The following is a 19,401-nucleotide window of genomic DNA, read 5'->3' as shown; positions in this document are numbered from 1 at the left end:
GTGTTACCTCCTGTCGGTGGCCGCGAGGTCGGCCTGCTCGAGACCCTGTGCGCGGGCCACCTCGTCGTGCAGCAGCGACCAGATCCGATGCCGGACTTCGCTGAAGTGTTCGCTGGAGCGGATGTCGGCGTCCGGGTCGGTGTCGCGGTCGAGATCGATATCGACCACCGCCTTGACCCGTCCCGGCCGCGAGGTGAGCACGGCCACCCGCTGTCCCAGATAGACGGCTTCGTTGATGTCGTGGGTGATGAACAGGATGGTCTTGCCGGTGGTGCGCCAGATGCGTAGCAGCTCGTCCTGCAGCGATTCGCGGGTCTGGGCGTCGAGCGCGGCGAACGGCTCGTCCATCAGCAGCACCTCGGGATCGAAGGCGAGGCTGCGGGCGATGGCCACGCGCTGTTTCATGCCGCCGGACAACTCGTGTGGGTAACGGTCGCCGAAGCCGGTGAGGCCGACCAGCTCCAGATATTCGTCGGCGACGCGGCGGCGCTCGCGCCGGCGGATGCGCTTGGCCTCCAGTCCGAATTCGATATTGCCGCGCGCGGTGCGCCACGGCAGCAGCGCGTACTGCTGGAAGACGATCCCGCGGTCGAGTCCGGGGCCGGTGACGGGCCGGCCGTCGAGCAGGATCTGGCCGTGGGTCGGCCGGGTCAGCCCGCCCAGCAGGTCCAGCAGGGTCGACTTACCCGAACCGCTGGGTCCGACCAGCACGAGGAATTCACCGTCGCGCACGTCCACGGTGATGTTCTCCAGCGCGGTGAACGGAGTTCCGGTGCCTCGTGCGGGAAACTCCTTGCGTACCCCGTCGAGCGCGAGTTTGATCGCCGTGACGCTCATTTGGCGGCCACCACCTCTCCGGTCGGTCCGCTCTCGGCGGGATATTTGCCGTTGGCGTAGGGGTTGAACTTGTTGGTGTAGAGATCCTTGGCCGCGAACTTCCCGGCCGGCAGCTCACCGTTGCGGACCAGCCAGTCGATCCAGATCTGCAGCTCTCGCTCCTGGATCACCGCGCCGGGCACCGGAATGCCGGACGACTTGTAGGAGTCGAGCAGTTTGGTGTTCTCGTTGCGGCCGCGCTTGTGAATGATGTCGGCCAGGCGCGCCACCGCCTGATCGCGCGGCGTGATCTGCAGCCAGCGCGTCGCGCGGGCCGTGCCCTGGACGAAGTCGGCCACCGCGTCCCGATGATCGGCGATGTAATCGTTGCGGAAAACGTAGGTGCCGTAGTCGAACTCGCCGAACAAGCCCTTGTCGGTGTAGAGCGGGTGGATGGCGCCGTGCGCGAGCGCGATGTCCTGCAGCGGGCCGCCCAGCGCCGCCACATCGATCTGCCCCTTGCGCAGCGCGTCCTCGGTATTGACCGGCGGCAGCACCACGAGTTGCACCTGTTTGATCTCGTCATCGGTGAGACCCTGATCGTGCAACCACTGCCGGGTGATGAATTCGTGATGGGCGCCGAGAGTGTTGACGCCGACCTTCTTCCCGATCAGGTCCTTGGCGGTCTTGATACCCGAGTCGTCGCGGACGTAGTAGCCGGTGAAGTTCTGCCCGTCGGCGCCGTAGGAGCTGAGCACCGAGGTGACCGGTGCGCCGCCGGCGATGAGCTTGACGACCGCGCCGTTGAACGCGCTGCCGAATTCGATCTGCTTGGTGGTGGCGGCCTGGATATTGGCCGGGCCGCTGGTGGTGTCGCCCTCCCACTTCAGCTCGATCTTGGAGAAGTAGCCGAGGTCGGCGGCCAGTTCGTAGGGCGTGACCGTGCCGGCCTGGCCCTGGTAACGAAGGATGGTCTTACCGTCGGCGGTGGTACCGGCGCCGGAACCCGAGCAGCCCGCGGCGAGTGCGGCGAGGACGGGCAGGGCGAGGACGGCGGCGAGGACGCGCACCACCCGGGGTCGTCTGAACGACATGATCGGTTCTTTCACTGAATGCGTCTGCGGACACGCGCACATCGGGCGCGGCGACCGGTAGATCGGCGAAACGAATTGCCTGGCGGGACTTTCGGCGACGGCGATGGCGCCCGGGCTCAGGCGCGACAGATCCCGTGCGGGACGCGCATGAGATCCACCGTGCGGCGGCGCGTCAAGAGTCGGGAGACGTTCATCGGGTGCCTTCTCGGAAAGTGCTCGGACCGGCGATGCGGATCACAGCAACCTGCGTTGATCACATGGTGCGGCTGTCCGTGCTGGTGAGCAACGGTGTTTTCACAGTGTGGAAATCAGCGTGAGGATAATTCCGCGGCCGAAATGCGGGGCGCGCGAACGGCTTACGAGGCGGTATCCGCGGCCTCGGGTTCGACGTGCAGCAGCGGGCCGATCCGGTTCGCGATATGGCGCATCGGGGGCAGGATCGAGCGCATCAGGTCGGCGTCGAGGCGTGCGGACCGGGCCTGCACACAGAGCGCGCCGCGTACCTGCCGGCCGCGGCCGACGATCGGCACCGCGACCGAACGGATCGGCTCGTCGCTGTCGATCACCTCGACCGCGAATCCGGCGCGGCGCACCCGGTCGAGATCGTCCGAGGCCGGCGAATCGGACTCGTACCGGCCGGCGTAGGTCTCGATCAGGCGGTCGCCGGGGGAGAACGCCAGCAGCGCGTGCCCGGCCGCGCTGGATCGCAACGGGCGCCGGGGCCGCGGAATCTGGTTGGGGCAGAACGAGACCGGGGGCCGCGCCTGGAAGACGGTCAGCGCGTCCCGCGAGTCGGGCACGCTGAGACTGACCGAAATGCGGATATTCGCCGCCAGCGCGTAGAGGTGCGGCGCCGCCGAATCGAGGCCGAGACGCGTCAGCGCCGGCCGCGCCAGCGACGCGAGCCCGTGCCCGATGCGGTAGCGGTCGTTGGCATGGTCCTGTTCCAGCAGCCGCCCGCGGACGAGCGCCTGCAGCAGCCGATGCGTGGTGCTGACGGGCAGACCCGTCTGCTGTGCCAGTTCGCTGACCGACAGCTCGGGGTCGTCGCCGTCGAAGCAGTTCAGGACCGCGATCGCACGCTCGACGGCGCGTGCGCCCGAACGCGGTTCATCGGTGGCGGCCATACATCCTCCTGCCGGGACCGAAAGTGATACAGGCACTCTGGTCCGGAAGAGAACGCGAGACAATGATTGCGCGCAGCGCGAGCCGATCACTTTTCGGCCCGTCCTGTTACGGCGGCCGATACTCCCGGCCGCCCGCCGTTACCGAGCGAGGATGAGCCTTATCTCGTTCCGGTACCGGAGACGATGAGCGCCGCGCGGGAATTCCGTTCCCGCGCGGCGGGCGTGGACATCGTCAGCTTTCCAATTCGCGGGACAAACCGGCGGTGATCACGGTGAGAACCTGCCCCGCGAGCGCGAGGTCGGCCGCCGGGACCGAATCGTAGACGCGGTCGAGCACCGCGCTCGTGCGCGAGCGGATGTCCGCGACGAGGCGATCACCCGCCGCGGTGACCACGAGTTCACCACCCGGCGCTTCGCGCATCAGATCCCGCTCGGTGAGCCGCGTCGCGGCGCTCGCGACAACAGTGGGCGCCCAGGTCGTCTTCGCGGCGAGGGTGGCGATATGCCGCTCCCGATCGACGGTGCCGCCGGCTGCCGCGGCCTGGCTGAGCGTGATCCACTGCGCCTCGTCGACGCCGGTACCGGCGAGGACTCGGTGCAGAAGCGCGTTGTGATGCTTTTCGGCCTGGCCGATGACCGACGGATCGAGGGTGACGGGGGACATGGCGGACTCCTGACTGCAAAATGGTGCGCCAATTGTGACACTGAGTTCCAGACGAGCGCAAGTATCGTTCGGATCTCAGTTTCTGACGTGCCTCGGATCCGGGTTCGGATAGCATCGCGGCATGCCCGATCCCGCATCCGACCGCACGCTGCCGCTGCGAGAGCGCAAACGGCTGCGCACCCGCCGCGCACTGGCCGACGCCGCCCTGCGGCTGTTCACCGAACGCGGATTCGACGCGACGACACTCGACGAACTCGTGGACGAGGCCGAGGTGTCGCGCAGCACCTTCTTCCGCACCTATCCGGCCAAGGAGGCGGCCGCGATCGAGGCGGAGGCCGAATTGTGGTCCGCATATCTCGCGGCGCTGGCGAATCGTCCGCTGACCGGAGTGGTGCTGGACGGTATGCGAGAGACGCTCACCGCGGCCGTCGCCGATCTGGAACCGGAGTGGGATCGCCGGTATATCGCGACGCGCCGGCTCATCCGGTCCACACCGGCGTTACTGGCCTACGTCGAGTACCACCGCCACGGCGTGAAGGCCGATGCGGTCACGATCCTGGCCGACCGCTTGGAACTGCCCGCGGACGATCTGCGACTGCACGTCCTGGCCGAACTGGTGACCTCGGCGTGGAGCGTGGCAGGCCGGGAATGGGTCCGCGCCGACGGCCGCGGCGGCCGGGAGGCGCTGACGGACAGGGTGCGCGAGGCCTTCGCGGCGGTTCCGGCCGGTCTGGCACTGCGCGCGCGCTGAGCGGTCGTGGCGCTCGCGGCGGTGTCGCGTGTCGGCGTCGCGCGTCAGTGTGGTGCCGGCTCCTCGGCCGCCTCGGTGGCGACGTCCGCGAATTGGTCTGCGCCCCAGCGGGCGTCGACGATCAGCCCGATCACGCCGATGGTGATGCACACCCCCGACAGCGCCAGCAGCCCCGGGTTCGTCCGGCCGGTCAGCGCGTCTCCGAGGACGACGACGCCGATGGTGCCGGGAATGATGCCCACGAAGGTGGCCAGCAGATACGGCATCATCCGCACCGAGGACAGTCCGGCGCAGTAATTGATCACCGAGAACGGCACCGGTGCGATCAGCCGCAGCGAGCCCACCGCGAGCCAGCCGCGCCGGGCCAGCCGCCGATCCACCGCCCGCACCGCCGGATGGGTCAGCCGCGCCGCGACCTGATCCCGATCCAGCGCCCGGATCAGCAGCAGAGCCAGTACGGCGCTGACGGTCGTCGCGGCGACCGCGAGGCCGATGCCGAGAATCGGCCCGAACAACAGTCCGGCGCTCAGGGTGAACACGGTGCGCGGAAACGGCGCCACCGTCACGAGCGCGTGGACGAGAAAGAAGAGCAGCGGAAAGACCGGGCCGACCGAATCGGCCCAGTCCCGAATCTGTTGCGGGGCCGGATGCGGGGCCAGCAGGGCGATCGCGACCAGGGCGGTCGCGAGGATCGCCAGCATCACGACCCGTCGATTGCGCAGTAGTCGCAACGCCACATCCGTCGTCCTCGGCACCGCGACAGGTTACCGGTCGGTATGGCCAGGCTGTGCGAAGAGTATGCGAACACCGGGCTAGCATCGAATGAAGGTTGATGAATGATCGTTAACCGAACTGGTCGTCGACCTGCCGATATCGCACGCCCGTCGCACTGTGAAGGGGTCACACAGGCGGTTGCGAAGGCGCTGCGAAGAGTTGGGTCCCAGCGTAGGTATCCGGTACGAGTGAAGTATCGGAGTCGAGTGGAAGAGGTACAGCAGCGATGCCGATTGGTTCAGATCCGGGTGCGGACACCGTGCCCGGATACGCCGCATGGCGCAAGGGCGTGGCCGGAGTACTGGCCAAATCCCGCAAGGTCGAGGCATCCGAACTCGGTGACGAGCCGGAGCGCCTGCTCGAGGTCACCAATTACGACGGAGTGACCGTCGCGCCGCTGTACACCCGTCGCGACGAACTGCCCGAACAACCGCTGCCGGGACGATTCCCGTTCGTGCGCGGTAACGAGGGCACCCGGGACGTGCACCGCGGCTGGCATGTCAGCGCCCGCATCGGCGGAACCGATCCGGCCGCCGTCAACGAGGAGATCCTCGCCGCCCTGGAGAACGGCGTCAGTTCCGTCTGGCTCGGCGTGGGCGAGAACGGCGTCCCGGTGGCGGGACTGGCGGACACGCTGCGCGGGCTGCTGTTCGAGCTGGCTCCGCTGAGCCTGCGGGCGGGTGCGGACACTCCGGCCGCCGCCGCGCAGGTGCTGGCTGTGCTCGACGGCTACGAGGTGGCCGACCGCTCCGATATCCACATCTTCCTCGGCGCGGCGCCGCTGACCAGCCGCTTCGCCGGATTGGCCGACACCGACCTCGACGCCGCGGTCGAGCTGGCACGCACCGCCGCCGGCCGCACCGAGACCGTCCGCGCGATCACCGTGTCCGGCACGGTCTTCCACAACGCCGGCGCGTCCGACGCCCAGGAGATCGGCGCGGCCGTCGCCGCGGGCCTGGATTACCTGCGCGCCCTCACCGACGCCGGCCTCCATATCGCCGATGCGCTGGATCAGGTGAGTTTCCAGCTGGCGGCGACCGACGATCAGTTCGAGACGATCGCGAAATTCCGTGCCGCCCGGCGGCTGTGGGCGCGGGTGGCGCACGAGGCGGGAGCGCCGGACTTCGGCAACGCGCCGCAACACGCCGTCACCTCGGAGGCGATGCTGAGCCAGCGCGATCCGTGGGTGAACATGCTGCGCACCACCCTGGCCGCTTTCGGCGCCGGCGTGGGCGGCGCGGACCTGGTCACCGTACTGCCGTTCGACGCGGCCCTGCCGGCCGGGGAACTCGGTGTGTCGCAAGCGTTCTCGGAACGCATGGCACGCAACACCCAGTTGCTGCTGCTCGAGGAGTCGCACCTCGGACATGTGCAGGACCCGGGCGCGGGTTCCTGGCATGTGGAGAGTCTCACCGCCGATGTGGCCGGTGCGGCGTGGGCGTTCATGCAGGAGCTCGAACGCGCCGGTGGATACCTCGCCGCGCTGGAGTCCGGCCTGCTGGCCGAGCGCATCGCCGACACCCGGACCCGCCGCGAATCCGATATCGCCCACCGCCGCACCGCGGTCACCGGTGTCAACGAATTCCCGAACCTCGCCGAGGAACCGCTGTCCGAGGCCGCGCGTGCGACGGATGCGGTGGCCCGCTACGGCGCGGCCTTCGAGGCGCTGCGCAACCGGTCGGATGCCTACCTCGCCGCCCACGGCCGCCGGCCGCGGGCGCTGCTGGTACCGCTGGGCCCGGTCGCCGAACACAACGTGCGCGTGACCTTCACCGCGAATGTGCTGGCCTCGGGCGGCATCGAAACGGTGAACCCGGGAGCGCTGGAGACGTCCGCGATCGGCTCGGCCGCGACGGAGTCCGGAGCGACGATGGCGGTGCTGTGCGGCAGCGACGCCCGCTACGGCACCGAGGCCGCGCCCGCCGTGCAGCAACTGCGCGACGCCGGCGTGACGACGGTACTGCTGGCCGGACCGGAGAAGGCCGTGGCCGAGGTGAGCGGCACACAGCGGCCGGACGGATTCCTCACGGCCCGCATGGACGCGGTGGCGACCCTGTCCGGCCTGCTGGAGAAGCTGGGAGCGTAATGACTACTCGAGATGTGAACCACGTGATCGGCAGTTTCGCCGAAGTACCGCTGGGCGAACCGGCGGTCGGGCGGACCGGCGGCGGCGACGTCGAGGCGTTCGTCGCCGAATCGGCCGCCGCCAACGGCTATGCGCCCGAACAACTGGTCTGGGCCACCCCCGAAGGTATCGACGTCGCGCCGGTGTACACCAAGGCCGACCGCGATGCCGTTGTCGCCGAGGGCTACCCGCTCGACAGTGTGCCCGGTGTGGCGCCGTTCGTGCGCGGCCCGTACCCGACCATGTACGTGAATCAGCCGTGGACCATCCGCCAGTACGCGGGTTTCTCCACCGCCGCCGATTCCAACGCCTTCTACCGCCGCAACCTGGCCGCGGGCCAGAAGGGTCTGTCGGTCGCCTTCGACCTGGCCACCCATCGCGGCTACGACTCCGATCACCCCCGGGTGACCGGTGACGTCGGTATGGCCGGTGTCGCCATCGACTCGATCCTGGATATGCGGGAACTGTTCGATCAGATTCCGCTGGACCAGGTGTCGGTCTCGATGACCATGAACGGCGCGGTGCTGCCGATCCTGGCGCTGTACGTCGTCGCCGCCGAGGAACAGGGCGTCAAGCCCGAACAGCTGGCCGGAACCATTCAGAACGACATTCTGAAGGAGTTCATGGTCCGCAACACCTACATCTATCCGCCCAAGCCCTCGATGCGGATCATCTCCGACATCTTCGCCTACACCTCCGCGAAGATGCCGAAGTTCAATTCGATCTCCATCTCCGGCTACCACATCCAGGAAGCCGGAGCCACCGCCGATCTGGAGCTGGCCTACACCCTGGCCGACGGCGTGGAGTACATCCGGGCCGGTCTGGACGCGGGGATGGAGATCGATCAGTTCGCGCCGCGGCTGTCGTTCTTCTGGGCCATCGGCATGAACTTCTTCATGGAGGTCGCCAAGCTGCGCGCGGGCCGGCTGCTGTGGAGCGAGCTGGTCTCGAAATTCGAACCCAAGAGCCAGAAGTCGCTGTCGCTGCGCACCCACTCGCAGACCTCGGGCTGGTCGCTGACCGCGCAGGACGTGTTCAACAACGTCGCGCGCACCTGTGTCGAGGCGATGGCCGCGACCCAGGGCCACACCCAGTCGCTGCACACCAACGCCCTCGACGAGGCGCTGGCACTGCCCACCGACTTCTCCGCGCGCATCGCCCGCAACACCCAGCTGCTGCTGCAGCAGGAATCGGGCACCACGCGCCCGATCGACCCGTGGGGCGGCTCCTACTACGTGGAGTGGCTGACCCACCAGCTGGCCGAACGGGCCCGGGCTCACATCGCCGAGGTCGAGGCGCACGGCGGTATGGCGCAGGCGATTTCGGAGGGTATCCCGAAGCTGCGCATCGAGGAGGCCGCCGCCCGCACCCAGGCCCGCATCGACACCGGCGCGCAGCCGGTGATCGGCGTCAACAAGTACCAGGTGACCGAGGACCAGGAGATCGAGGTCCTCAAGGTCGAGAACTCGCGCGTGCGCGCCGAGCAGAACGAGAAGCTGCGCCGCCTGCGCGCCGAGCGCGACAGCGCCGAGGTCGAGCGGGCACTGGCCGAATTGACCAGGGCCGCAGCATCTTCCGAAGGCGGGATGGCCAACAACCTGCTCGCCCTGGCCATCGACGCCGCCCGCGCGAAGGCCACCGTCGGCGAGATCTCCGACGCGCTGGAGAAGGTGTACGGTCGCCACCAGGCCGAGATCCGCACACTGTCGGGCGTCTACCGAGAGGAGGCCGGCAAGGTGACCAACATCAGCAGGGCCATCGAGCTGGTCGAGGAATTCGCCGAGGCCGAGGGCCGCCGCCCCCGCATCCTCGTCGCCAAGATGGGCCAGGACGGCCACGACCGGGGCCAGAAGGTGATCGCGACCGCCTTCGCCGACCTCGGCATGGACGTCGATGTGGGCCCGCTGTTCCAGACCCCGGAAGAGGTGGCCCAGCAGGCGGCCGACAACGACGTGCACATCGTCGGTGTCTCCTCGCTGGCGGCCGGTCACCTCACGCTGGTGCCCGCTCTGCGGCAGGCACTGGCCGATGTCGGACGCCCCGACATCATGGTCATCGTCGGCGGTGTGATCCCGCCCGGTGACTTCGACGAGCTGTATGCCGCCGGCGCCGCGGCGATCTTCCCGCCGGGCACCGTGATCGCCGACGCGGCGATCGGGCTGCTGCAGAAGCTGGCGGCCGAACTCGGCCACGAGATCGGCGGACAAGCCGAGGCGCAGTGAGCGACGCCGACCGGACTCCGGCGGGCGATACGCCCGCCGGGGCCGGGCTGCCCGCCAACGCGGAGCTGCCCGGAACCCAGGCCCTGTCCACCGCCCGCGGCCTGCCCCCGGCGCTGCGCGTGGACGGACCGCAGTCGCACGGCGGCGGGCGACGCCGGACCATCGACGTGGCGGAACTGGCAGGTGCGATCCGCGACAATCAGCGCGCCGCGCTCGCCCGAGCGATCACCCTGGTCGAATCCACCCGCGCCGACCACCGCGAGGCGGCGCAGCGCCTGCTGCTCGAGCTGACGGCCGAAGGTGGTGCCGTCGAATCCAATCGCGTCGGTATCACGGGCGTTCCGGGCGTGGGCAAGTCGACGTTCATCGACGCGCTCGGCATGTATCTGATCGGCCAGGGACATCGGGTCGCGGTGCTGGCGGTGGATCCATCCTCGACGCGTACCGGTGGATCGATTCTCGGCGACAAGACCCGCATGGCGCGGCTGTCGGTCGAGCGTGAGGCGTTCATCCGCCCGTCGCCGACCGCGGGCACACTGGGCGGTGTCGCCAAGGCGACCCGGGAAACCATCGTGCTGCTAGAGGCCGCCGGTTACGACGTGATCCTGGTGGAGACGGTGGGTGTCGGCCAGTCCGAGGTGACCGTCGCCAATATGGTCGACGTGTTCTGCTTCCTCACCCTGGCCCGCACCGGAGATCAGTTGCAGGGCATCAAGAAGGGCGTTCTGGAGCTGGCCGATCTGGTCGCGGTCAACAAGGCCGACGGCCGCCACGAGGTGGAGGCGCGGGCGGCCGCGCGCGAACTGCAGGGCGCGATGCGGCTGATCCATCCGCGCGAATCACTATGGCGCCCACCGGTTCTCACCATGAGTGGACTGAACGGCACCGGTCTGGACACCTTCTGGGATACGGTCCTCGAACACCGGCGGGTGCTCACCGAGGCGGGGGAGTTCGCGGAGAAGCGCCGCCGCCAGCAGGTCGACTGGACCTGGACCATGGTGCACGATCAGTTGCTGCGCCGGCTGGCCGACAGTCCCGGCGTGAAAGCGATTCGCGCGCAGGTGGAAAAGCAGATCCGCGACGGCTCGCTGACCCCGGCCCTGGCAGCCGAGGAACTGCTGCGCGCCTTCGACGAGAAGTAGCGGCTGTCCGGGCGACGAGGATTCGTCCCCGGACGGTTCACCTCACCCGGAACAGTCGCGCCGCATTGCCGTAGCAGACCGCGCGCAACCATTCCGCGCCTAGATCGAGTCGTTCGAGCGCTTCCAGCGCGTGAGCGTAGGAGTACGGGATGTTCGGGAAGTCGCTGCCGAACAGAATGCGCTCACCCAGCTCGGCCAGGCGCCCGTACTCGATGCGCGGGAACGGGTTTCGTTCCTCGATGAAATCGGTGAACGACATCGTGGTGTCGAGGTGCACGTTGTCGTAGCGCTCGGCGAGGTCGAGAAACGGCGAGTATTCCGGGAGACCCATGTGGGCGACGATCAGGGTCAGTCGCGGAAACCGGTGCAGCAGTGCCGCGATCGGCTCCGGCCCGGTGAAAGTCCCCGGCGCCGGGCCCGAACCGCAGTGGATCAGCACGGGAATCCCGGCCTCGGACAGCAGCCCCCACACCTCGGTCAGCAACGGGTCGCCCGGATGGTAGTCGCCGACCTGGATATGCGATTTGAAGATCCGCGCTCCGGATTCGACCGCCGCGCTCACATAGCTTCCGGCGCCGTGTTCGGGATAGAACGTGGCGGTGTGCAAGCAGTCCGGGGTGCGCGCGGCGAAGTCGGCGGCCCATTCGTTCAGCCAGGCCGCCATATCGGGCTTGTGGGGATACACCAGCGAGGTGAACGCCCGCACGCCGAAACCGCGAAGCGTATCCAGCCGCTGCTGCTCGTCGTCGCGATAGGCGATCGGCCACGGCCGCCCGATCAGCGGGCCCGCGGAATCGAAATACGCCCACACCTTGCGCAGCACCCGGTCCGGCATGAAATGGGTGTGCACGTCGATGATTCCGGGCAGCTCCGCCCGGGTCAGGAATCGCGCGACCGCCGCCCGCTCCTCGTCGTCGACTGTCACCGAACCTCCTGTGCCACCGGTGGATACAGCGTCGCCGCGAAATCGCCGATCCGTGCGATCATGCGGTCGAAGAAGGCGGCCGGATCGGTGCCGACCGCGATATCGGCATTGGGCGCGCGACCCCACATCCCCGCCCAATCGGCGACCGTGCTGCCGCGGGTGAGGGTGCCCGCCAATTCGACGTCCACGGTGGCCGGGCGCAGCACCGCCAGGGTCGGTTCGAGCGCGACCGCCGCGGCGAACGGATCGTGCATATGCGCCAGGTACCCCTGGTCGTAGTGCTGGTGGAACTCGAAGTAGAACCGGACCGCGTCGATCAGGAATCGCACGATCGGATTGCCGGCCTCGGACCGGAGGCCGGGTGGATCGCCGGGCGCCGGCATCGCGGCGCCGGCGCAGTGTGCCCGTTCGGCGATCCGTCGCAGATGTTCCGGGAACATCTCGATCGATTCGGTGATGTCGAGCGCGCAGACGATCGGTCGCCGATCCTGCGGCGTGGACGAGAACGCGTCGAAGACCACTTTGGCGGCCTCCGGATCGACATGCACATTCCACTCGTTGGTGGGGGTGGTGTTACCGGGATGCCGGAACGCGCCACCCATGATCACCAGCCGCCGAAGCAGGTGCGGCAGTTGGGGTTCCAGTTCCAGCGCCAGGGCCAGATTCGTCAACGGCCCGGTGCACAGGCCCAGGACCGCGCCGGGACGCGCCCGGACGGTGTCGACCCACAGTTGTGCCGCCGAACGATCCGACAGCGGGCGCGGCGAAGGCGCCAATTCGGCATAGCCGATCCCGTGCGGGCCGTGGGTGTCCTCGGTGGTCTGCAGCGCAATCGCCAATGGCTGCGCCGCCCCGAGCGCCACCTCGATGGCCGGCGCCCGGCACAGATCCAGCAGAGCCAGATTGTTCGCCGCGACCTGCGCGGTGGGCACATTGCCTCCGGTCGAGGCGATTCCGGCGATTTCCAGCTGCGGATCCGCCAGCAGATACAGCAGTGCCAGCGCATCATCGATGCCGGTGTCCACGTCCACCATGATCGTCTGCCGCACGGTGCGAGAGTAACGGCCCGCCGCCGGCTCGCCCCGTCCGGCCTGTCGGCGCGCGAAACGATGCGGTCGAGGGTAGTTTCGACATGTCATTTTCTCGTGTTGTGGTCCGTGCGGTTTCTCGCAGCGGCCTGGGGGTGTTTCGCCGGTGAGATTCGCGGACCGTTTCAACGAGGTCATCTCGCACTGGGAGCAGGTGCACGGTACCCGGATGACCAATCGCGCGTTGGCTTTTCGCGTGACGCAGGCCGGTCATCCGGTATCGGCGACCTATCTGTCCCAGCTGCGCTCGGGCAACCGGGACAACCCGTCACAAGCGCTGGTCGAAACCGTGGCCCGGGTGCTGGCGGTGGAATCGACCCGGTTCAACGACGGCGGGCCGGGAGATCCGGCCCCCGGGGACGACCTGGTGTCGGCGGCGGTGGACGATCCGGTGCTGCGGCGGCTGCTGACCACCGCGGCCGGACTGTCCGCCTCCTCGATCGAGCTGCTGTCGGATGTGGCGGCCAAGCTGCGGCTCGCCGAGGGGTTGGCGCCGGGCACGACGGCCCAGCTGTAACCCGCGCCTACCGGCCGCTCACGGCGGTGGAGGCCGCGTACGTGGGAAGTTCGTACTCGTCGGTCTTGCCGAAGAACAGCTTCATCATCACCGGCCGCATCGGCTTCGACATCATGATCCGGTTGGCGGTCCGGCGCAGCGATGTGCCGAAATCGCTGGGGGACAGCATCATCTCGATGCCGCCGCCGGGAAGTTCCTTCGCCTTGTCGACGAACGGGGTGACCTTCTCCTCGTAACGGCGCAGCGCCGCCGGCACATCGCCGGGATCGGCCGCGAGCTCACCGGCGAGGATGTAGGCGCCGACGAGCGCCATGGCGGTGCCCATTCCGGTCATCGGGGAGCCGCAGTATCCGGCGTCGCCGACCAGGGTCACGCGACCGGCCGCCAGGGTGGGCATGTCGATGCGCGCGAGTTCGTCGAAGTAGAAGTCGTCGGCCTCGGTCATGGCCGCCAGGATCGTCGGCGCGTGCCAGTGCGGCTGGGAGCCGATCTTCTCGTGGATCAGCCGCTGCTGAGCCGCGGTATCGCGGCGCAGCGCCGGGTCGGGCTCACCGAGCAGGGTGAGAATCGCCTTGGCGGTGGCGGGATCGCGGTCGGGCCGCAAGCCGACCGCGGCGGAAGGAACCAGCTGCATCGCGATCCAGCCGGGTGTGACCCCCGCCGGGGTGGGCATCGTGAAGAACGAGGCGTAGCCACCGAGGAACGTGCTGAACTGCTCCTCCGGGCCGAACGCCAGTCGCCGGGTCGCCGAATGCACACCGTCGGCGCCGACGACGAGATCGAAGTGCCCACTGCGTCCCGAGGCGAACTCGACCGTCACGCCGGTGTCGTCCTGGGTCAGCGATTCGATCCAGTCGCCGTAGCGGTAGTCCAGCTCGCCGCCGGCCGCGGCGACGGCGTCGAGCAGGACCTGGTTCAGGTCGCCCCGGGTGATCTCGATTTCGGCCACCGGGCCCTTGCCCTCGAAGTGTTCCATCGACATGTTCGCGTAGTTGCGGCCCTTGTGATCGATGTAGGAGATGCCGAGTTCTTCGAGCTGGTACTCGGCGATGCCCGGCATCAGGCCCATGCGCTCGGCCACTTCGCGGCTGGGGCCACGCAGATCGACCGCCTGTCCGCCCGGGCGGGCGGCGGTGGCGCGCTCGACGACGGTGACCGCGACGCCGGCTCGAAGCAGTTGCAGCGCAACGGCATTGCCGGCGATGCCGCCGCCGGAAACCAGGATGTGCAGGGGGCGGGAGACGGTGTTCATGGTGGCGGTTCCTATCGCTTGGTCCGAACGTCTTAGACAAATGTGCCATACGCCTGGCACGTTTGTCTAGTACAAATGTCTAAGACGTTGTAACCTGGACTTATGGGTAATCGAGAGGATCTGTTGGCGGGGGCGAGGAAGGCGATTCTGGAGCGCGGTCTCGCCAAGGTGACCGCACGCGACATCGCCGGTGCGGCCGGGGTCAGCCTGGCCGCCATCGGCTATCACTTCGGCACGAAGGATCGGTTGGTCGCCGAGGCCATCGCGGAGGTGACCGGTGACGAGATCGGCCGCGGGATGGAAGAGGCCATCCGCGACGCGGGGGAGGGGCGCACCCTGGCGCAATCGCTGGAGGCCACCTGGAACGGCATGATGGACGTGATCCAGAACCATCCGGACGAGCTGATTCTCAGCTTCGAGAACGGGGTGCGGGTGGCTCGCTCACCGGAGTCCCAAGAGTACTTCTCCGGTGCCACCGAAGACGTCTACGCGGGGCTCGTCGAGCCACTGCGCGAGGTGCATCCAGACCTGTCGGCCGGCGACGCCCGCGCGGTCGCCAAATTGTATTTCGCGCTGTTCCAGGGGATTGCGCTGCAGTGGCTGATCGCCCCCGCGGGTGATCAGCTGACCGGTGGCGACGTCGTCCGTGCGGTCCGGGCGATGGGCCGGGAGTAACCGCGCGCGGATGCTATTCGACGATCGCGTGATGTGATCGGTAGCGCCTGCCCAGCCGGGTGAAGCCGATCCACGAGACTGCCACCAGCGCCACGACCAGGACGCGCACCAGATCCAGGGCGCTGCGCGGATAGAGAACGCCGGTGATGTAGTGAGCGATGAAGCCGGTCGACGGTAGGCCGGCTTCGCCACCGCGTTCCCGGGCCCACGTCTCCAGATAGGTCAGGGGGCAGTCGACGCCGACGAGGACCGTGCTGAAACCCCAGGCCACGGCGGCGATATGGGTCCAGATCGTCCACCGCCACCGCCACGCGACGAATCCGCCGACGACGAGGTAGGCGATGAACAGGAAATGCACACCCGCGGTGGCATCTGCCAGCAGCCGGTACATCACGTAATCCAGACTAAAGCGATCGTCGACCACCTGCGCGGAATTTCGTCATCAGCCGCGGTGCACACCGGGTGAACGTCTTTGCCTCCCATGGCCTTCCGATCGCGGCAGCGGTTGGATGTCTAAGATACCGGTACGCATATATGCGCATCTAACAATCTATTGACGGGCATGGTCTTGGTACCGGCAGCCATAGGGGAGCGGCACCACCCAACAGCTGGGACAGGGGAATCAGCGCCCTGAGTTCGCGAGGGGGAGTAGTCCAGCGGCCTACAGGAGAGGGGCCGTCGGTGATACCTGTTGTCGCACTGGGCGATTCGAGTCCCTTGTGAGGTCGGAAGCCTCGTCGCACGTCGATGGGCATATCCAATACCGATACGCAGATATGCGCATCTACGCATGTGACCTCAATACACCGTGTCATCGCTCAACCCCGGAACACTCGTTCAAAAGAAAGCCACGACGTGGCTGAACCTCACCAGTTGGACGGCTCGTAGTCCTTGAGGAAGCAGCCGAAGAGGTCGACGCCGTCTTCGCCGCGCACGATCGGGTCGTAGACGCGGGCGGCGCCGTCGACGAGGTCGAGGGGAGCGTGGAAGCCCTCCTCGGCGAGGCGGATCTTGGTGTAGTGCGGGCGCTCGTCGGTGATCCAGCCGGTGTCGACGGCGGTCATGAGGATGCGGTCGGTCTCGAACATCTCGTGGGCGCTGGTGCGGGTGAGCATGTTGAGCGCGGCCTTGGCCATATTGGTGTGCGGGTGGCCGGGGCCCTTGTACCCGCGACTGAAGACACCTTCCATGGCGGAGACGTTGACGACGTATTTGCGACGGGCCGGTGAGGCGGCGAGCGCGGGCCGCAGCCGGGAGATCAGCAGGAACGGCGCGGTCGAGTTGCAGAGCTGCACTTCGAGCAGTTCGGTGGCGTCGACCTCGGCGACGGTCTGTACCCAGCTGTTGGTGTGGGCGAGATCGGGGACCAGGCCACCGGCATCGATCGCCACGCCGCGCGAAATGCGTTCGGGGGTGGCGGATCCCGCGACCAGGGCGAGGTCGGTGACCTCGGCGGCGGACAGGGTGGTCGGTACCGGTGCGGAGTGCAGGGAGGCGGTCAGTGCGTTCGGGTGGGCCTGGGTGGTGTGGCCGAAGGTGATGGTGTCGGGCAGTTCACCGGCGGGGAGCGGCGCGGATTCGGCTTCGACGAGCGCGGCGTAGGCGCCGGCCGAGCGCCGGACGGTCTGGGCCGCGTTGTTGATGATGATGTCCAAGGGGCCCTGCGCGGCGACGTCGTCGGCGAGGGCGACGACCTGGGCCGGATCGCGCAGGTCGATGCCGACGATGCGCAGCCGGTGCAGCCATTCGGCGCTGTCGGGCTGGGCGGTGAAGCGGCGGATCGCGTCGTTGGGGAAGCGAGTGGTGACGGTGGTATGGGCGCCGTCGCGCAGCAGCCGCAGGGCGATGTACATGCCGATCTTGGCGCGGCCGCCGGTGAGCAGCGCGCGGCGGCCGGACAGATCGGTGCGGGCGTCGCGTTTGGCATGGTTGCGGGCGGCGCAGTCGGGGCACAACTGGTGATAGAAGCGGTCGACGCGGGTGTAGCGCTGTTTGCAGATGTAGCAGGGCCGTGCGCGGATCAGGGTGCCCGCGGCGTCGCCGTCGACGGAGGTGGACAGCGGGATGCCGGCCGTCTCGTCGTCGATGCGGTGGGGGGAGCCGGTGGCGGTGGCGGCGACCACCGCCCGGTCGGCTTCGGCGACGGCGGCGCGGGCCTGATCGCGGCGGCGGCGCTTCAGTTTCTTGAACATGTGCCCCACCGCGCGCTGCACCGCGACGGAGTCGGGGTGGTTGTCGTCGAGCAGTGCGGCCTGGTCGAGGACGCGCAGGCAGATCGCCAATTCCTCGGCGTCGATGGTGTCCGGCAAGGACGCGGTGGGCGCGGTCGTCGTGGTGTGCTCAGCCATCGTGCTGCCGGATGATCCTTCGTCTGCGGGGGTGTGCCGTCGCCTATTGTCGCATCGCGGCTGCTGGGAGCTGCCGGGGCTCCTCAGCGCGGGGTGTAGTGGATGGGCCGGTGGTCGGTGTGCTGGTCGTCGATGAAGTTGGCGATGGCTTCCACGACCAGCAGTGGCTCGGTCAGCGGCAGCCAGGGGTCGGCGGGCAGTTCGCGCAGCCAGAGGCGGTCGACGTCGCGGCGGATATGGGTCCGCAGGCTCGGCAGGGCGGCGGTGTCGGCGCGGTCGAGGATGAGCTGGACCGGTACGGCGGTGTGTTGCGGGCGCGGGTGGCGCAGGTGGTGGACGAGGTTGGCGGAGACGATCCGTGCGCCGGCGAGCAGGTCGGTCGGCCAGGTGCCGGCCTGGGGGACGATCCGGGCGCGCAGGCGGGGCCAGTGCAGGAGGCGGCGGCCGAGGACCAGCCAGCTCAGGCGCGGCAGCCGCCACCAGGGACTGCGGGGGCAGCGGAGATCACGTAGTGCGAGTGCCAGGTGGTCGAGGTGGGGTGCCGACAGGGCGGTGGCGGAGGCGATGCGGGTGTTGGCGCGCGGGTCGCCGAGGGCGTACCAGAGCTGGATGGCGCCCCAGCCGTGGCCGGCGAGGTGGACGGGTCCACGGGGGCTGACGGCGTCGAGGACGGCGAACAGGTCGTCGGCGAGGTGGGGCAGGCGGTAGCGGTGGGTGCGGGTGGGTGCGCTGGAGCGGCCGTGTCCGCGGACGTCGTAGGTGACGACGTGGAAGCTGTCGGCGAGTCCGGCGGCGACGCGGTTCCAGATGCGGTGGGTGTCGGTGATGCCGGGGATGAGGACGAGGGTGTCGGCATCCGGGTGGCCGTATTCGTAGACGGCGAGGTCGCCGCCGGGGGCGGTGACGGTGCGGTGGCGGGAGGGGGTGCGGGCTGGGTTCATCGGTCTACCTCGTGAGCGCGGGACGGAGCCGCTCGTACTGCCGGTACGGTCAACGGTACCGACAGTACGCGATCGGCTTTTCGTCAGCGTGCCTCGGTGGGAAATCTCCCCAACCGCACGAACTTCGCCGGTGAACTCGGCGGTCGTCGATTACGTACCGGCGGTACGTTAATCTGGACGGGACTGTTCGCTCGGCTGGGGAGGTGCCCATGGTGTCTCGGGTCGGCCGGCGAGCTGCCGCGCCTCGGGTGACGCGGGAGGAGATCGTCGATGCGGCGATCCGCGTGATCGATCGGGACGGGCCGCAGCCGAGTATGGACGACATCGCCCGTGCGGCGGGCATGACGAAGCCGCGGTTGTATCGGCAGTTCGCGGACAAGGCGGATCTGTACACCGAGATCGCCGAGCGGATGTCGCGCGATGCGTTCGCCGCGGCGGGGCAGGACATGACGTTGCTGTTGCAGCCGCCGCGTCCCGCGCTGCGGCGGGTGTTCACCGCGTATGCCGCCGGAATTCTGGCCCATCCCAATGTCTTTCGCTTCCTGATGCAGGCGCCGGTGGTGCAGACGGCACAGGCGAGCCGGTCGGGTGGTGAGGCGGTGGGGGCGGTGTTGCAGTTCGATCTGGGCCGCGATGCGGCGCGGCGGTTCACGAAGCTTTCGCGGTCGATCGCGGAGGCGGTGCCGATCGAGACGGCGGGGCTGGACTATCTGGCGCGGGCGGTCGTCGGTGTGGTGGTGGCGACGACGGATCTGTGGCTGGAGGGTTCGGAGGCGCCGCGGCGGACCAGCGCGGATTTCGTCGCGGAACTCACCGAGTTGGTGTGGTCGCTGATCGACGGGTTTCTGCGGCGGCAGCGGATCGTGGCGGATCCGGAGGTGCCGATTTTCAGCACGCTGGCGGAGGTGAACACAGCGCGGGAGGCACACTGACGGTGTTG

General features: G+C 68.5%; 18 protein-coding genes. 7 read left to right on the top strand and 11 right to left on the bottom strand.

Features of this window, described 5'->3' with window-relative positions:
* Positions 1-3 precede the first annotated feature (3 nt).
* From NK1_RS28815 to NK1_RS28800, 4 genes are all read right to left on the bottom strand, one after another.
* Positions 4-837, bottom strand: a complete 834-nt coding sequence (locus NK1_RS28815) for an ABC transporter ATP-binding protein (RefSeq protein ID WP_063013758.1) — start codon at positions 835-837, stop codon at positions 4-6.
* Entirely contained in the window at positions 834-1,910 is a 1,077-nt protein-coding gene (locus NK1_RS28810) for an ABC transporter substrate-binding protein (RefSeq protein ID WP_063013756.1), read from the bottom strand. Before NK1_RS28810 ends, NK1_RS28815 begins: the two co-directional genes overlap by 4 nt.
* A gap of 356 nt (positions 1,911-2,266) precedes the next feature.
* A complete protein-coding gene (locus NK1_RS28805; protein WP_063013754.1) occupies positions 2,267-3,037 on the bottom strand; it encodes an IclR family transcriptional regulator in 771 nt (256 codons plus the stop codon).
* Between the two features lie 232 nt (positions 3,038-3,269).
* Positions 3,270-3,701 (bottom strand): hypothetical protein, encoded by a 432-nt coding sequence (locus NK1_RS28800; protein ID WP_063013752.1) that lies wholly within the window; start codon positions 3,699-3,701, stop codon positions 3,270-3,272.
* A 121-nt stretch (positions 3,702-3,822) separates the two neighbouring features.
* On the opposite strand from NK1_RS28800, the gene NK1_RS28795 reads away from it, so the two are divergent.
* Positions 3,823-4,452 (top strand): TetR family transcriptional regulator, encoded by a 630-nt coding sequence (locus tag NK1_RS28795; RefSeq protein ID WP_063013750.1) that lies wholly within the window; start codon positions 3,823-3,825, stop codon positions 4,450-4,452.
* Positions 4,453-4,496: 44 nt separating this feature from the next.
* Here the strand turns inward: NK1_RS28795 and NK1_RS28790 are convergent, their stop codons facing one another.
* Positions 4,497-5,153, bottom strand: coding sequence for a TVP38/TMEM64 family protein (locus NK1_RS28790; RefSeq protein WP_063013748.1), 657 nt, complete (start codon positions 5,151-5,153; stop codon positions 4,497-4,499).
* Between the two features lie 299 nt (positions 5,154-5,452).
* Between NK1_RS28790 and NK1_RS28785 the strand changes: the two genes are divergently transcribed.
* The 3 genes from NK1_RS28785 to meaB all read left to right on the top strand — a co-directional run bounded on the left by NK1_RS28785 (position 5,453) and on the right by meaB (position 10,715).
* Entirely contained in the window at positions 5,453-7,312 is a 1,860-nt protein-coding gene (locus NK1_RS28785) for a methylmalonyl-CoA mutase family protein (protein WP_084461704.1), read from the top strand.
* Positions 7,312-9,573: a methylmalonyl-CoA mutase gene (gene scpA, locus NK1_RS28780; RefSeq protein ID WP_063013746.1), complete on the top strand. Its 2,262-nt coding sequence runs from the start codon at positions 7,312-7,314 to the stop codon at positions 9,571-9,573. The genes NK1_RS28785 and scpA overlap by 1 nt, the downstream gene beginning before the upstream one ends.
* A gap of 119 nt (positions 9,574-9,692) precedes the next feature.
* On the top strand, positions 9,693-10,715 hold the full coding sequence (gene meaB, locus NK1_RS28775) for a methylmalonyl Co-A mutase-associated GTPase MeaB (protein WP_063013785.1): 1,023 nt from the start codon (positions 9,693-9,695) through the stop codon (positions 10,713-10,715).
* Between the two features lie 37 nt (positions 10,716-10,752).
* Here meaB and NK1_RS28770 read toward each other — a convergent pair whose 3' ends face one another.
* Positions 10,753-11,640 (bottom strand): amidohydrolase family protein, encoded by an 888-nt coding sequence (locus tag NK1_RS28770; RefSeq protein ID WP_063013745.1) that lies wholly within the window; start codon positions 11,638-11,640, stop codon positions 10,753-10,755.
* Entirely contained in the window at positions 11,637-12,674 is a 1,038-nt protein-coding gene (locus tag NK1_RS28765) for a nucleoside hydrolase (protein ID WP_063013784.1), read from the bottom strand. Before NK1_RS28765 ends, NK1_RS28770 begins: the two co-directional genes overlap by 4 nt.
* Before the next feature lie 160 nt (positions 12,675-12,834).
* Here NK1_RS28765 and NK1_RS28760 point away from each other — a divergent pair, with 160 nt between their 5' ends.
* Entirely contained in the window at positions 12,835-13,245 is a 411-nt protein-coding gene (locus NK1_RS28760) for a hypothetical protein (RefSeq protein WP_063013743.1), read from the top strand.
* A 7-nt stretch (positions 13,246-13,252) separates the two neighbouring features.
* On the opposite strand, the gene NK1_RS28755 is transcribed toward NK1_RS28760, so the two are convergent.
* Positions 13,253-14,497 (bottom strand): FAD-dependent monooxygenase, encoded by a 1,245-nt coding sequence (locus tag NK1_RS28755; RefSeq protein WP_063013741.1) that lies wholly within the window; start codon positions 14,495-14,497, stop codon positions 13,253-13,255.
* A gap of 102 nt (positions 14,498-14,599) precedes the next feature.
* Here NK1_RS28755 and NK1_RS28750 point away from each other — a divergent pair, with 102 nt between their 5' ends.
* Positions 14,600-15,172: a TetR/AcrR family transcriptional regulator gene (locus NK1_RS28750; protein WP_063013739.1), complete on the top strand. Its 573-nt coding sequence runs from the start codon at positions 14,600-14,602 to the stop codon at positions 15,170-15,172.
* Positions 15,173-15,185: 13 nt separating this feature from the next.
* Here NK1_RS28750 and NK1_RS28745 read toward each other — a convergent pair whose 3' ends face one another.
* The 3 genes from NK1_RS28745 to NK1_RS28735 form a co-directional block, all read right to left on the bottom strand.
* Entirely contained in the window at positions 15,186-15,563 is a 378-nt protein-coding gene (locus NK1_RS28745) for a DUF2784 domain-containing protein (RefSeq protein ID WP_439955965.1), read from the bottom strand.
* Between the two features lie 475 nt (positions 15,564-16,038).
* Complete coding sequence (locus tag NK1_RS28740) at positions 16,039-17,520, bottom strand: SDR family NAD(P)-dependent oxidoreductase (RefSeq protein WP_063013735.1); 1,482 nt, start codon at positions 17,518-17,520, stop codon at positions 16,039-16,041.
* A gap of 83 nt (positions 17,521-17,603) precedes the next feature.
* Positions 17,604-18,461, bottom strand: a complete 858-nt coding sequence (locus NK1_RS28735) for an alpha/beta fold hydrolase (RefSeq protein ID WP_063013733.1) — start codon at positions 18,459-18,461, stop codon at positions 17,604-17,606.
* A gap of 209 nt (positions 18,462-18,670) precedes the next feature.
* Between NK1_RS28735 and NK1_RS28730 the strand changes: the two genes are divergently transcribed.
* A complete protein-coding gene (locus tag NK1_RS28730; RefSeq protein ID WP_063013731.1) occupies positions 18,671-19,393 on the top strand; it encodes a TetR/AcrR family transcriptional regulator in 723 nt (240 codons plus the stop codon).
* Positions 19,394-19,401: the final 8 nt, after the last annotated feature.

Source organism: Nocardia kruczakiae NBRC 101016 (assembly GCF_001612965.1).
GTDB classification, from domain to species: Bacteria; Actinomycetota; Actinomycetes; order Mycobacteriales; family Mycobacteriaceae; genus Nocardia; species Nocardia kruczakiae.
This window is presented reverse-complemented; position numbering and strand designations above follow the sequence as displayed.

What these genes read in the sequence shown, in the direction of transcription:
- NK1_RS28755 (WP_063013741.1), bottom strand. Translation starts at nt 14,497, where the DNA reads ATGAACACCGTCTCCCGCCCCCTGCACATCCTGGTTTCCGGCGGCGGC.
- NK1_RS28815 (WP_063013758.1), bottom strand. Translation starts at nt 837, where the DNA reads ATGAGCGTCACGGCGATCAAACTCGCGCTCGACGGGGTACGCAAGGAG.
- NK1_RS28785 (WP_084461704.1), top strand. Translation starts at nt 5,453, where the DNA reads ATGCCGATTGGTTCAGATCCGGGTGCGGACACCGTGCCCGGATACGCC.
- NK1_RS28765 (WP_063013784.1), bottom strand. Translation starts at nt 12,674, where the DNA reads ATGGTGGACGTGGACACCGGCATCGATGATGCGCTGGCACTGCTGTAT.
- NK1_RS28805 (WP_063013754.1), bottom strand. Translation starts at nt 3,037, where the DNA reads ATGGCCGCCACCGATGAACCGCGTTCGGGCGCACGCGCCGTCGAGCGT.
- NK1_RS28790 (WP_063013748.1), bottom strand. Translation starts at nt 5,153, where the DNA reads ATGCTGGCGATCCTCGCGACCGCCCTGGTCGCGATCGCCCTGCTGGCC.
- NK1_RS28735 (WP_063013733.1), bottom strand. Translation starts at nt 18,461, where the DNA reads ATGAACCCAGCCCGCACCCCCTCCCGCCACCGCACCGTCACCGCCCCC.
- NK1_RS28745 (WP_439955965.1), bottom strand. Translation starts at nt 15,563, where the DNA reads ATGTACCGGCTGCTGGCAGATGCCACCGCGGGTGTGCATTTCCTGTTC.
- NK1_RS28740 (WP_063013735.1), bottom strand. Translation starts at nt 17,520, where the DNA reads ATGGCTGAGCACACCACGACGACCGCGCCCACCGCGTCCTTGCCGGAC.
- NK1_RS28810 (WP_063013756.1), bottom strand. Translation starts at nt 1,910, where the DNA reads ATGTCGTTCAGACGACCCCGGGTGGTGCGCGTCCTCGCCGCCGTCCTC.
- NK1_RS28750 (WP_063013739.1), top strand. Translation starts at nt 14,600, where the DNA reads ATGGGTAATCGAGAGGATCTGTTGGCGGGGGCGAGGAAGGCGATTCTG.
- scpA (WP_063013746.1), top strand. Translation starts at nt 7,312, where the DNA reads ATGACTACTCGAGATGTGAACCACGTGATCGGCAGTTTCGCCGAAGTA.
- NK1_RS28795 (WP_063013750.1), top strand. Translation starts at nt 3,823, where the DNA reads ATGCCCGATCCCGCATCCGACCGCACGCTGCCGCTGCGAGAGCGCAAA.
- NK1_RS28800 (WP_063013752.1), bottom strand. Translation starts at nt 3,701, where the DNA reads ATGTCCCCCGTCACCCTCGATCCGTCGGTCATCGGCCAGGCCGAAAAG.
- NK1_RS28730 (WP_063013731.1), top strand. Translation starts at nt 18,671, where the DNA reads ATGGTGTCTCGGGTCGGCCGGCGAGCTGCCGCGCCTCGGGTGACGCGG.